This is a genomic window from Synechococcus sp. Tobar12-5m-g (assembly GCF_024345415.1).
Lineage (GTDB): Bacteria > Cyanobacteriota > Cyanobacteriia > PCC-6307 > Cyanobiaceae > Regnicoccus.
The window spans coordinates 1-12,812 of the sequence record NZ_JAGQBB010000028.1 but is presented as its reverse complement, the minus strand read 5'-3'; the positions used below and the strand labels follow the sequence as shown (position 1 = coordinate 12,812).

The window sequence follows — 12,812 nt, the reverse complement described above, 5'->3', positions numbered from 1 at the left end:
AATCTCTACAATATTATGACTTATATCATCAATATGATCCTTGAGCATTATTGCAATTGGATGATACCTAAAGATTTGAGAAACCTCTATGGCAAAAGATGTTTTGCCTTGGGCTTTAATTATGTCATTCACTTCTTTACGCGAAGTGCATACAGGTTTTTCGACAAGCACATTTCCCAGCATGCTGTAATGTTCAATTATGCCTACTCGAACTCGCATAGGTACTACCACTACAAATATATCTATTTGGCCTATTAATACTAGCTCTCTGTAAGTGGCTTCATCATAGACTCTGTGATTAATGTTTGTTCCGTTTGCATTTCCCGTCCGTGTTGCAATGGCGCATATTTGTATTTTATGCTCCCTTTCTAGCCTGCAAAGCTCAAAATAGTATTGTCTACCAAATTTACCGAAACCGATTAATGAGATACGTGGGATCTTGGTATTATTCATTGGTGATAATTTGATTTTTGCTATTGAATGTCTTACTTGATTACCCATAAGCCTCCGCAAACTTGAGATTGTGCTCCGTGCAGGGCATGCAGCAGCAGGCCGCATTGGCAATCCGTTCTGTCATCTCAACCATTGCAAAGTGCCTGTTGAAGCGGAAGAAGAAGCAGCGGAGGTAGCGTCTGGCGTACTTGACAAAGTTGAAGGCATGAAAGCTACCGCTGAGGATGGTTTTCAGGTTGCCCAGCACGATACAGCACAAGGATGGCCCAGCACTCGCAAGGCCTCTAGCAGATTGAGGCTACCCTGCACATTGGTGCTCCAGGTGGGTGGTGTCGTTAGTGGATTGGTGCAACCACCAGCACCGTCACAGCGGCATCAAGTTCGTGACGCCGCACCAGCGCTACAGCGGCCACGCCGCCGAACTCTGCCGGCGGCGCTCCCTTGTCTACGAGAAGGCCCGGCAGAAGCATCCGCGTCGATGGAGCCGATCCACCCGCTGCTGGCGCCAGCCAGAGGTGGTGTGGATCAACAAGCCACCAGAAGAGACGAAGACGGGACTGGCGGTACCATTGGCTCAGGCCGCTTGAAGAGCAGCCCAAGAGTGACATCTTTCCTGAAAGTCACCGGCTGTTGTTGTCCTGCAGGAACGATTCCGGGCTTCTCAGCGGCGTGCCTGCCATCTGGCGGGCCAGAACCGCTCCACACAGCGCCGTCCAGTGCCCGTGGTGGCCATCGAGGAGCACAAGCTCAGGCAGCGGATCCGGGGGCTGGCCCGGCGCCACGTGCGCTGGGGTCGACGCCTGGTTTACCGGCGCCTGCGACTAGAGGGCTGGACGGTCAATCACAAGCGGGTGCAACGGATCTGGCGCGAGGAGGGTCTCCAGCGGCCCCTGCCACGCCAGCGAAAGCGCTTACGGCCCACAGACGGCTCCCGGGAGCTGCTGAGAGCCGAGTACCCGCACCACGTGTGGGCGATCGACTTCCAGCTCGACCAGACAATGGATGGCAGAAGGCTGAAGTTCCTGAATATCGTGGATGAATACAGCCGCGTGTGCCTGGCCATTCGTGTCGGCAGACGATGCAAAGCTGTCGATGTGATCGACACCATTGAGGAACTTCTCAGGCAGTATCCAGCACCCACCCATCTGCGGATGGACGATGGACCTGAGTTCATTGCCCATGCTCTACAGGAGTGGTGCACAGGCAGTGGCACAGGCACGGCTTACATCCCCCCAGGATCACCCTGGGAGAATCCATTCGTGGAGTCGTTCAACAGCCGATTCAGGGATGAATTCCTGAATATTGAGCTCTTTGCCTCATTACCCGAGGTAAAGGTGTTGGCAGAGCAGCACCGAATCGAGTACAACACATACAGACCGCATTCGGCGCTCCAGGGGCGTACGCCCCTGGAAGTCCTCCAGCAATGGAAGGCGGCCTGACCACCCCACCAGCTCTCATAGGAACTGGACCACGGATGGGGGTCACGTCAAGGTGTGCAGCGCATCCGCCTGAATCAGCACACCCTCGAGTTCCAGAGTGCTCAGCAGGGCTTTCAGAGCCGCGCGCTCGTGGGATTCACCGGTGTCAAAGGAGCTCTGGGCGATCGCCACGCCCAGCTCCCGGGCGTAGAGCGTGACCTGGGTCACGAACCGAGTGGCGCCATCGAGCTGAGCAGCTGAGCCTCTCAAGGTTTTGCCAACCGCTTCGCGGAAGCCTAAGGGTTACACAGATGAGCTGGTCGAAGTCCTTGTTCTGATCAGCGATCTGGGCGAGCATCCACTCCCTGAGCAACCCGAACAGCTGCGCCAGCTCCACCCGCTCAAACAGGTAGAGGAAGGTGGAATCGCAGGGTGTCTTGGGCATCTCCAGATCCAGAGCGGAACCGAAGGCCTGGTGATGCCGCTATTCCTGCAGGGAAGCCTGCGGCTTGGCAAAACGCTCCATATCCCTGGCGCTGCGGCACCCGCTGAGGATGCCAAGAATGGCCATCAACATCAGCAACCACTGGGGGTAACGCACCCCTCGGCGCTTACGCCCCTCCGGCAAGGCCTGGAGAAAGGCGATCAGATCAGGGCTGTCAGAAAGCTGGGCCAAGGGACGAGAGCAGTCCCAACAAAACCGACACCAGCATGGCCGCACCAGCCGCCTTGTGCCTGACTTTCAGTCGGCCCTGGGCGGCCAGGTGAAGCATCACCTCAGGATCACTAGCCAAAGTCATCTCCTGAAGCTCAGGTAGATGGCGAATATCTGCAATGTGGTGATCGATGCACTCAGCAAGTTGCAGCTGATGGGGGGCTGCTTCGGGTTCGAGGCCAATTCCGGTGACGATCGAGCCCAGCTCAGTTAGCCAGAGGGCCAGCCAACTGCCCTTGAAGCCTGTGTGGCCGGCGAGCAGCACACGCCTACCCCGCCAAAAGGAGGAGTCCAGCATCACCAGAGCTTCCAGGGGGCCTTGCCGGTTTGCCAGAGATCTTCCAGGTGAATACGGTCACGGAGCGTATCCATCGGTTGCCAGAAGCCGTGATGGCGATAGGCACCGAGCTGGCCTTCGGCCGCCAGTCCCTTGAGCGGCTCTTGCTCCCACACAGTGTCATCGCCCTCGATGCGGTCGATCACCTCAGGCTCTAAGACGAAAAAGCCACCATTGATCCAACCGCCATCGCCCTGAGGCTTTTCCTGAAAGCCACAAATCGCGTTCTCGTCTGCGAGCTGGAGAGCACCGTAACGACCAGGGGGCTGCACAGCGGTCAGAGTGGCAAGGCGGCCAGAATGGCGGTGGTGTGCGATCAGTGCAGTGATGTCGACATCGGCCACTCCATCGCCATAGGTGAAACAGAACGTATCCACCCCCACATACTCCCGAACGCACCTGAGGCGGCCTCCGGTGAGGGTGGATTCACCTGTGTCCACCAAGGTCACCTCCCAGGGCTCGGCCGTCTTGTAGTGGACTTCCATCGAATTGGTGCGCATGTGAAAAGTCACATCGCTCATGTGCAGGAAATAATTAGCAAAATACTCCTTGATGACATATCCCTTGTAACCACAGCAGATCACAAACTCGTTGATGCCAAAATGGCTGTAGAGCTTGAGAATGTGCCACAGGATCGGCTTGCCACCGATCTCCACCATGGGCTTGGGCTTGAGGTGGGTTTCTTCACTGATGCGGGTGCCGAGGCCACCTGCCAGGATCACGGCTTTCATGTGGTGAGTTGTTAAGGTTGATTCGCCATGGCCTTGAAGCCGGAATGGCTGGATACGAGCTCCTCATATCGGCCGATGCCGCTGATGCAACCCTTCTCAAGCACCACAATCCTGTCGCAATTGCGCACGGTGGAGAGACGGTGGGCGATCAGAATAACCGTTAGGCCTCGATCGAGCTCCTCGATCGCCTCCATCACCTCCGCTTCAGTGCGATTGTCGAGGGCGCTTGTTGCCTCATCGAGGACCAGCAGCTGGGCTTGCTTGTAAAGCGCCCTGGCGATGCCGATGCGCTGGCGCTGGCCACCACTCAGGCGTACTCCTCTCTCCCCCACCAAGGTCGCGTACCCATCGGGACTTGAATCAATCAGTTCGGCGATGCGGGCCTGCTCAGCAGCATAGCGAACTCGGTGGGTATCAATCTGATCGTTGGGAATTCCGAAGGCGATATTGGCGGTGAAGCTGGCATCACTAAGATAGATGTGCTGAGGGACATGGGCCACCTTGGTCTGCCAAGACTGAAGCAGGCCGGGGGTGGCGTGCAGGTCGGCGCCTCCTGCGAACATACTGCCTGTGCTGGGGGCGAGCAAACCAAGGATGAGATCGCTGCAGGTGCTCTTGCCGCTTCCTGTGCCGCCCACAAAAGCCAGGTGCTCACCGGAGTAAACACTCAATTCAACATTCTTCAGCACCAGTGGACCATCTGGCTGGTAGCGGAAGCTCAGGTTCTGAAACTGCACGATTGGTGAAGTTTTGTCAGAATGGAATCCAGGTGCAGGAGCGGGAGGCTGAACGTCAGCGAGATAGTGGGTGTTGCTAAGAAATGGCCCCAGGATATTGATTGAGGCCTGATAGGCCTGGATACTGCCCAGGGCAGCGAAGCACTGTTGCAGGGGCTGGAGAAGTCGGTAGGCCCCCAGGACCAAGGTTCCGAGCAGAGGCAGCTGGCGCTCAATGCCCTCACCGGACATCGCCAGAAACAGCGAGAGAGCCACGATAAGGATCACGGCAAATCCCTCTATCAGGTAGCGGGGCACCTGGGCTTGGATGTTGATCGAAGCAAACGCCAGGCGGAAAAGGCGTTGCCTTTGATGGTAAGCCTCCAGAAAATAACCCTGGGTCCGGTCAATTAACACATCACGGATGCCCCCCAGACCCTCCTGGGCCACCTTCAAGCTGGCTTGGTAATTAACAGTATAAGCAACCCCGTTAATCTGCAAGCTTCGGCGAGTTAATCGAAAAACCATCAAATAAAAACCTGCGAGCAGGATACTCACCAAGCCCATCACCACCGGTGACAGGGAGATCAAGGCTGCTCCCAAAAGCAGGACGATACACAGATTCACCACCACCACCAGAAACGCTTGAATGCTGACGTAAGCCTGGCTTACATCATTAGTGAGGTGGGCCAGGATCTTGCTGCTGTTATTTTGGAGATGCCAGGAGTAGGGTCGGGCCAGAACCGCCTGGAACACCTGATCCCCCAGATCCAATGCAATCAACCCTCCCAGGCGCAGCTGAAGGTGAATCGTGGCCACCCGGAGCAGGGAGCTCACAACCACAACTGCAATAAAGCCCAACCCCAGGAAAAGCAGCAGATGCTGGGTGGGCAGGTTAAGCAGGGGTCCCGCGAGAGGGCCCAAAAATTTAAGACCCTCATCGGGACTGGCCAGCAGTTTTAGGAATGGCAGAATCGCCCCCAAATTGGCCACCTCCCCGATCGCAGCCAGAATGCTGAGGAGTTGAAGCCCCAAGAGCTGGCGGCGCCGCCGCGGGCTTATGGCGCTCCAGAGCATTCTCAGTGGAGCCAGCTTGGGATGATCAAATATTGTCATGTCAAGAAGAGCTTAGGAAGTGAATGAGTGATTTAGAAATAACAACCTCATAACTAAAGAGCTATCCGTGCAATTTCAACGAAAACTTGCCAGCCAAGGCTATGGACAGGTACAATCCTATGCCATGATAATCACGAGAATCAACTTGATTATCTTGCTCAAGATTTAAAATACAAATTTGAACTTGCAAAGCTGGGCGTCTTTAGGGAATTGGAAGTGGTAAGCTTGGATTACCTCCTAGAGAAACTAATATTTCAAGTTACAATATTTTGAGATATGGGAATAATATAAAAAATAGAACGGGGACTGGAGCCAAGCTTCACAGACTCACCGATTAAAACCATACTCCCAAATTTTATGAAGTTTGTGATTGTGTTGATTTCTACACGCTCAGCTCCCAATTAATGCGTGAATGTATCTAGTGCCGAGAGCTGTTCCGGAAGCGGATTCGTCCCAGGATGCACCTGCATGAGATAGTCAAGAGCTTGCTCCCTGCTTAAGTGCCTTTCTTGCATCAGCCAACCAATGCACACCAAGGGGGAGCGTTCCATGGCGGCAACGCAATGCACGAAAACGGATCCATGCTGTCTGAGACCATTCACCAATTCAAGTGCTTGGGCTAACTCATCAGGCTGCACCACCCTCTCGCTTCGATGATCGGGGAGGACCAGCCTTTTCCAGGCAAACCGTTCCTCGATCCCAAGGGCCAATGGAGCCTCGTCCGCTGAAGCCAGGCTTAGCACCGCCTTCACACCCTCACCTTCGAGCCGATCCAGATGGCGCTGAGCTCTGGGGGCCGGTCCCACAGCCAAAGCGTCTGTCAGCACCCAACTGATCCTGAACATCAGGGATTCAACAGGCGGAATAGTGTGGCAACATTAACCAACCCTGTCAATGGCTGGGTTATGGCGCCAATCGCATCGGAGGCCACCGCGAAACCACTCCGGTTCACCAGCACCGTATCCCCGTTGCGCAGGGGAGGATTCTTGGCATTCGACGCACCCTGGCTGAGATCCAAGGCAAACAAATCACGGGTGGCGGTGCCATTGCGGTTGATGCGGATCAGTTCCACCCGGCGCTGGCTAGCTCGCCAGGCGTCGGTGCCACCAGCGGCCAGAACGGCCTGCACAAGCGGGGTGTTGGCAGCCACCTGCAACCGGCCAGGCTTTTTCACCTCTCCCACCACGTTCACGGTGATCTCCTGGGGCGAGAGGTTCACGGCAGCAAGCTCGATGGCCTCCTTCACCGGCTGCTCCGCCTTCTCAATCCGCAAGGTATCCCCATCAAACAGCAAGGGGTTCTGCAGCTGATCGCCAAGCTGAACCAGTGCCAACAGATCAAGCCTGGTCCGCTTGAACGCCGGTGTTTCGCCCGGCAACCTCCTCTGCAGGATCACGGAGCGGAGATCAGCGTTCAGGGTGATGCCACCGGCTTTCTGGATCACATCCACAACGGTTGGCAACCCACTAATTATTGTAGAGGGTGCTCCCTCCGTTTGGCTCACCTCACTGGTGGTCAACGAATACACACCAGGGCGTTGCACCTCGCCCACCATGGCCACCCGGATCGGACGAGGCCGAACAACTCTGAGCAAGAGATCCGGCCGCTGCATCTGGGCGCGGAAGAGGGTGGTGAGCCAGAAATTGGCTTGCGACAGCGTAAGCCCTGTGAGCCGCACGCTTCCGATCAACGGCAGGCTGGCGGTTCCGTCGCTCAGCACTTCGACCGTTCCGGAAAGCTCTGGAGCGTCGTAGAGCTTGAGATCAAGGCCGTCGCCAGCCCCTAAAATGTAGGAGTCATCTTGCGTAACGGATTGGGGTTGTGCCTTAGTTGCATTGGGAGCAGAAGGTGCCACCTGTTGACGGGGTGCCATAGGTTCAGCAGCAGCTGAGGCCAAGTTCTGGAACGCCAGCAGCAACCAAAAGAAAATTAATGTCTTAATCTTCATATGCCTCTCGGATTCTGCGATCCAACCATTTGACTGGGAGTCAACAACATCAAAGACCCATCTCCAACGTACCCCTTAGAGTAAGCCCCTGACGAGTGATGGCCATTGTCCAACCTGATTCCCAGACTGGCCCCCTTTCCTGTCCCGAAAGATGCTACGGGGGCCATCTCCACGGCAATGGCGGAGCCCAATCCCGTTCAATGGGTGGAGGTGCAGCAACTCCCCTCAGGCGAACAGGGCGGGGAGGTGGACCTCTCAGAACTCTGGCGTTCCCTCAAGCGCCGCCGCCGGCTCGTGGCTGCAACAGCTGGGGCCATCGTGGCCGCAGCCCTGATCATCACCGCCTACCAACGCCTGTTTGCCCCCGTCTACGAAGGCACCCTGGATCTGTTGATCACCGATCCCGTGGGCGAAGCCGGGGATAACAACCGAGGAAGTGCCGCTGGCCTCGGGTCAGGCACAATCTTCGAGCAACTGGCCCTTGGCAACAAAAGCGCTGATACCCCCACCTTGATTGAGGTGCTCAGAAGTCCCCTTCTGCTTGAGCCGATTGCCAAGAAATTCGACGAAACCTACGAGGATCTGGATAAGCGGATCAAGATCGCAACCGGCGGCACGCGCCAAAGCGAAGCGGAAGGAGTTCTCAAGATCAGCATCACCGGCAAGGATCCCAAAACCGACCAGCTTCTCCTGCAGGATCTCAGCCAGGCCTACCTGAAGTATTCGCTCGCCCAGCGGCAGCAGCGGCTCACGGAAGGTTTGAACTTCCTGGATCGGCAGGCTCCCTCGTTAGAGGCCAACACCAACCGGCTCCAAGCCGAATTGGCCAGCTTCCGGCGGAAGAACAACCTCCTCCAGCCGATCGAAGAAGGGGCAGCCCTCAAAATCCAGCTGGCCACCCTCAACAATCAACTTGGCGAGCTCAAGGCCGATCAATCCCGTTTGCTCTCGGTGCAGAGCTCGATTGAGAACGGCACCCTCACAGCCCAGGGATTCCAGGAAGCCATCGGCACCAGCAACACCGGCCAAGTCAGGCAAAATATTGGTGAAGGCCTGTCCGTGGCCGGAACCGGCCAGGCCCTGCTGGAGCAGCTCACCAAGCTGGAGCAGCAACTGGCCGAAGCCCGGGCCCGCTTCACCCCCTCCTCCGCGATCGTGCGGGGCCTGCAGGCCCGTCGTGATGGCATGATCCCCTTGCTGCGACGCAACCAACTGGAAGCGGTTTCCGCCGCGCTGAACCTCAATGCCAACCGGATAAAGTCCCTGGAGCGGCAGATCGCCGGCTACACCGCCACCTTCCAGCTCCAGCCGGCCCTGATCAAGGAGTTTGAGGGCCTGCAGCAGCGCCTCACAATTGCCCAGGAGAACCAGGCCGGCTTCATCAAGGCCAGGGAGAACTTCCAACTCGAAATCGCCCAGCGCAGCGTGCCCTGGAGCTTGATCTCACCGCCAAGAATCAATCCCAAACCAGTGAAGCCTTCCGTTTCACGAAACCTTGCCTTGGGGGTGATTCTCGGTTTGATCGGTGGCGTCGCCGCTGGCCTGATTCGCGACCGCTTCGATCACGTCTTCCACAACCCCAGCGAGGTCCGCGACGACCTCAAGCAACCCCTGCTGGGCCACGTGCCCCATGTGGCTTTCTTCAAGGGGGTCGGGGAAGATCGCCGCTTCCTGCTGGCCGAGCTCGACAAGAGCTCCTCGCCAGCAAGCACGGATGCTTCCGAGGAGCAGCGCAAGGCGATCGGCTACCAGCGCTTCTTCTACCAGGAAGCCTTCCGCAATCTCTACACCAGCCTGCGGTTCCTCAACAGCGACCGGCCCCTGCGCTCGATCTCGATCACCAGCTCCCAGCCCAGCGAAGGCAAAAGCCTGGTGAACATCCTCTTGGCCAAAACCCTCTCAGAAATGGGTCAGCGTGTGCTGATCGTGGACGCCGACCTGCGCAAGGCCCAGTTGCACCAGCGCCTTGGCCTCGACAACCTGATCGGCCTCTCCAACCTGCTCAGCGGCGATGCCGACCGCTGGCAGGACGCCATCCAGCCGGTGCCTGGCTATTCCAACTGGTTTGCCCTCACCAGCGGCCGCCGCCCCCCCGACCCCGCCCGCCTGCTCGGATCACCGCGGATGGCGGATTTCGTGCGGGAGGTGGCCGAATCCGGACAGTTCGACCTGATCCTCTACGACACCCCGCCCGTGCTCGGCCTCGCCGATGCCCTGCTGGTGGCCGAACAACTCGATGGCATGGTGCTGCTCGTCAGCCTTGCCCGTGTGGACCGCTCCCTGCCCCGCGAATCGATCGAGCGCATCCGCACCGCCGGCGCTCCCCTGCTCGGCATTCTCACCAATGCGATCAAGGAGGAGAAACAACGCGATGGATCCTATGGGTATGGGTATGGGTATGGGTATGGGTATGGCCGCTACGGCAGGGGTTACGGCTATGGCTCCCACGACTACCGCACCGCCTATGCCTATTACGGCCCCGACGACAACAGTCCTGGCGAGAAGCCAACAACCGACACCCTGAAGGCGGCCACAACCAAAAACAAGCCCAAAGGCAAGAGCTGGGCCCGCAAGGTGATGGGCTGGCTCGATCAGTGAGTCCATTGCCAGCACCTCGCCTCCGGCTGCTGCTGGGAGTGGCCTTCTCTCCCCTGCTGCACGCCTTGCTCGTTTTGCCCGCCCGGGCTGAGCCTGACACCATCACCCCCGGCCGTCCACGCTGGGAGCTTGTGCCCCCCGTCGCGCCGATCGAGCCGGCGGCCACTCCAGATCCAGGCAGCCCACAAGATCCTCTCAGCCCTCCGGCGCCGCCACCAGCCGCACCGTTGGTGTGGGAGGCGGCAGGCGACGGATCAACCTCCTCCACCAACCCCACTGCCGGTGGGCGGAGACTCGAGTGGGTAGCCGTGGAACCAGACGACACCGATCCCGCCACCCCGTTCAGCCACGCCCTCGCCAAGGTTGCCTCCGATTCCACCACCCGTCTGGCTGTGGAGAATGCCGAGCCAGACAAAACACCCAAAACGGCGGCCGAGGCCCTCGCCCTCGCCCGCAGCCTGCCGCCGCCAGCTTCCAGCTATTTGCCCCTGCTGCGGCTCGGCCTGGCCGTGCCCACAGCCAACCAGCTGGAATCCGAGGCATTGCAGGTGGTCTATGGCCAGATCAGCGGTCCTAACAGCGATCTTCTTGTCGCGGGCACCGGCACCGAGAACTACTACGCCCGCATCGATGTGGGCCTCACCAGGCGCCTGCAGCTCTCCGGCTTCTACAGCCAAGCCGACGACCCCCTGTTCGCCCGGATCCCCAGCAAGCCGATCCAGCCCGGCAACGTCTGGGAGGTGTACGGCGGAGCCGCCCAGTGGCAACTGGGCAGCGGTGACAGCTGGGCCCTGGCGATCACCGGCTCGCTCGAGCAGTTCCGTGTGCTCAGTGGAGGCCTCGATTTCGGCCCGGGCACGGTTGCCTTCCGTCGTGTGGTGGCCAACAACATCTTCAACAACAGCCTCCAGAAGGTTGAAACCAACAACATCGTGGGCTCGATCGGCCTGCCGTTCAGCTGGCAACTCAATCGCACCCTGCAGCTGAGCTTCACCCCCGGGGCCAGTTTCCTTCCCGCCACCCAGGGGGCTGGCCAGGGCGGGGCCGGCACCTTCTACGGCACCTCGATCACCCTGGCGGCCGGGTTGAGCTGGCGGCCCTCGCCCCAGCTCAACCTGTTTGTCTCCGGCCTGCTGCCGCTGGGGCCTGGCACCAACAGCTTCGATGCCAATTTAAACTACAGCCGAGTGCCGATCTACACCGCCGGCCTCAACTACGCCATCAATCCTCGCATCAGCCTGGAGGGAAGCATCACCAATGGCTTCGGCGCCAGCCCCGCCACCGCCCTCCTCGCCCTGCCCAGCCAGGAACAACTACTCTACACGGGCCGCTTCGTGTACTCGATCCAGGCGGAGGATTCCCCGCCGATCGCCATGAGCCGGCGGCAGCGAAGTTTGGCCATCGGCGGGCTCACGGTGAACACGGCCATGGTGCCCCCGGAAGGCTCCGTGCAGATCTCAGCCAATGCCGACACCCTCGGCACCCAGTTCGGTTTCGTTGGCTATTCCGGTTCCAACGATTTCCAGTTTCAAATCTGGGGTGGAGGCAAATACAACGGCATCGACCCCGTGACGCCTTTCCTCAACCTCTACGCCTCCAACAACGGCTTCACCCAGCGCTTCGGCGGCAAGGCCGTGGCCTTCAGCCAGTTGCGTGGCGCACCGTTCTCCGGGGGAGGCCGCATCACCCTCGGCCGCAACGAAGACCCGAACAGCCTTCAGGGCTACACCTTCGCGGAAGTCATGGGCACCTGGGAGGTCACCCCCTGGCTGGCCCTGAACGCCAATCCGAAAATGGCCTGGGCCGGCCTCAGCAACCTCTTTGGCCTGGGGTTGAGCGCCAACGTGCAACTGGGCCGCTGGTTCCAGTTCATCCCCGAGGTGAACCTGGTGGCTGAGGAAGACACCGACTCAGCCGGAACCAGCGGCACCGCCGCCCTGCGCTGGGTCCCGAGCGACTTCGCCATGGTCGACGTGTATGTGAGCAACGCGATTGGCCTGTTCGACATCGGCCAGCTGGTGGGCCAAAGCCAGGTGCGCTTTGGGGGCCGGTTGACCCTGTTGTTCTAGGGTCGATCAAGCTGGTAATGAGCATGCTGTCAGGCCGAGTCAAAGCTGTGAGCTTGGTGGGAATGCTGCTCTGGGGTTTACTCCCAGCAGCTTCTCCTGCTGCCCAGGCCATGCTGAAGGGCAGCCAAGGGTCCTACACGGCCTCATTTTTGGTGGCAACAACCCCACAAAATGCCTGGAAAGTACTCACCAACTACGAGGCCACGTTCAGCGCGATGCCGGACATCAAGCAATCGAAACTGATCAGTCGGCAAGGCAACCGCCTAGAAGTCCTTCAGACCTACCAAGCTTCTTATACCTTTGGCCTGCGAATCAAGGCCAGGCTAGCCATCACGGAAACACCCCCCCGAGAAATGCGTTACCGGCTGATCAGCGGCGATCGCATGCGCAGCTTCGAAGGGAGCTGGACGCTCACCCCAGCGAAAGGAGGGGTGCTGGTCAAGCATCAAATCAAGATAGATCCAGAAATTCCAACAATGCTTCGGCCGCTCTTTTTCGAGCTGAATGAAACAAACTTAAAACAATCGATGGACATCATGCGCAACCTGATGGAGCAAGGATGAAGTCTGCATTGGGGCGTTCAACCTAGGGAGACTCTGGAAAACCCCACCACCCTGCGCGAGAATGGCCGTGTGATCGCAGGCGTGAACAGGGTTCATGGGCATCAAGCAGCTCGGCTTTGGTGATTACGAGCAGTCCACGGCCAAAAAG

Annotated in this window: 12 protein-coding genes and 2 pseudogenes; 5 read left to right on the top strand and 9 right to left on the bottom strand. The window is 58.6% G+C overall.

Annotated features, from left to right (window positions below; all coding sequences use genetic code 11):
* Nucleotides 1–111: 111 nt before the first annotated feature.
* Nucleotides 112–453: pseudogene (locus tag KBY66_RS15940) on the bottom strand (Gfo/Idh/MocA family oxidoreductase); the annotation flags it as partial.
* 135 nt (nt 454–588) lie between these two features.
* Nucleotides 589–700, bottom strand: a pseudogene (locus tag KBY66_RS13800) (IS1595 family transposase); the annotation flags it as partial.
* An 82-nt stretch (nt 701–782) separates the two neighbouring features.
* Between KBY66_RS13800 and KBY66_RS13795 the strand changes: the two are divergent.
* Complete coding sequence (locus KBY66_RS13795) at nt 783–1,040, top strand: hypothetical protein (RefSeq protein WP_255090189.1); 258 nt, start codon at nt 783–785, stop codon at nt 1,038–1,040.
* Between the two features lie 51 nt (nt 1,041–1,091).
* Nucleotides 1,092–1,892 carry an IS3 family transposase gene (locus KBY66_RS13790; RefSeq protein ID WP_255090207.1) on the top strand — a complete coding sequence of 267 codons (801 nt, stop codon included), beginning with the start codon at nt 1,092–1,094 and terminating at the stop codon, nt 1,890–1,892.
* A 42-nt stretch (nt 1,893–1,934) separates the two neighbouring features.
* On the opposite strand, the gene KBY66_RS13785 is transcribed toward KBY66_RS13790, so the two are convergent.
* The 7 genes from KBY66_RS13785 to KBY66_RS13755 form a co-directional block, all read right to left on the bottom strand.
* On the bottom strand, nt 1,935–2,099 hold the full coding sequence (locus tag KBY66_RS13785; protein ID WP_255090188.1) for a hypothetical protein: 165 nt from the start codon (nt 2,097–2,099) through the stop codon (nt 1,935–1,937).
* Between the two features lie 256 nt (nt 2,100–2,355).
* Nucleotides 2,356–2,547 carry a transposase family protein gene (locus KBY66_RS13780; RefSeq protein WP_255090187.1) on the bottom strand — a complete coding sequence of 64 codons (192 nt, stop codon included), beginning with the start codon at nt 2,545–2,547 and terminating at the stop codon, nt 2,356–2,358.
* Nucleotides 2,531–2,851, bottom strand: a complete 321-nt coding sequence (locus tag KBY66_RS13775; protein WP_255090186.1) for an NAD-dependent epimerase/dehydratase family protein — start codon at nt 2,849–2,851, stop codon at nt 2,531–2,533. The genes KBY66_RS13780 and KBY66_RS13775 overlap by 17 nt, the downstream gene beginning before the upstream one ends.
* Before the next feature lie 32 nt (nt 2,852–2,883).
* On the bottom strand, nt 2,884–3,654 hold the full coding sequence (rfbF, locus tag KBY66_RS13770; protein WP_255090185.1) for a glucose-1-phosphate cytidylyltransferase: 771 nt from the start codon (nt 3,652–3,654) through the stop codon (nt 2,884–2,886).
* An 11-nt stretch (nt 3,655–3,665) separates the two neighbouring features.
* Nucleotides 3,666–5,447, bottom strand: coding sequence for an ABC transporter ATP-binding protein (locus tag KBY66_RS13765; protein ID WP_255090184.1), 1,782 nt, complete (start codon nt 5,445–5,447; stop codon nt 3,666–3,668).
* Between the two features lie 440 nt (nt 5,448–5,887).
* Nucleotides 5,888–6,331, bottom strand: coding sequence for a dual specificity protein phosphatase family protein (locus KBY66_RS13760; protein WP_255090183.1), 444 nt, complete (start codon nt 6,329–6,331; stop codon nt 5,888–5,890).
* Nucleotides 6,331–7,359 carry a polysaccharide biosynthesis/export family protein gene (locus KBY66_RS13755; protein ID WP_255120234.1) on the bottom strand — a complete coding sequence of 343 codons (1,029 nt, stop codon included), beginning with the start codon at nt 7,357–7,359 and terminating at the stop codon, nt 6,331–6,333. Before KBY66_RS13755 ends, KBY66_RS13760 begins: the two co-directional genes overlap by 1 nt.
* A gap of 252 nt (nt 7,360–7,611) precedes the next feature.
* Between KBY66_RS13755 and KBY66_RS13750 the strand changes: the two genes are divergently transcribed.
* The 3 genes from KBY66_RS13750 (at nt 7,612) to KBY66_RS13740 (ending at nt 12,664) form a co-directional block, all read left to right on the top strand.
* On the top strand, nt 7,612–10,032 hold the full coding sequence (locus tag KBY66_RS13750; RefSeq protein ID WP_255090182.1) for a GumC family protein: 2,421 nt from the start codon (nt 7,612–7,614) through the stop codon (nt 10,030–10,032).
* On the top strand, nt 10,029–12,101 hold the full coding sequence (locus KBY66_RS13745; protein WP_255090181.1) for a hypothetical protein: 2,073 nt from the start codon (nt 10,029–10,031) through the stop codon (nt 12,099–12,101). Before KBY66_RS13750 ends, KBY66_RS13745 begins: the two co-directional genes overlap by 4 nt.
* Nucleotides 12,102–12,163: 62 nt before the next feature.
* Nucleotides 12,164–12,664 carry an SRPBCC family protein gene (locus KBY66_RS13740; protein ID WP_255090205.1) on the top strand — a complete coding sequence of 167 codons (501 nt, stop codon included), beginning with the start codon at nt 12,164–12,166 and terminating at the stop codon, nt 12,662–12,664.
* Nucleotides 12,665–12,812: the final 148 nt, after the last annotated feature.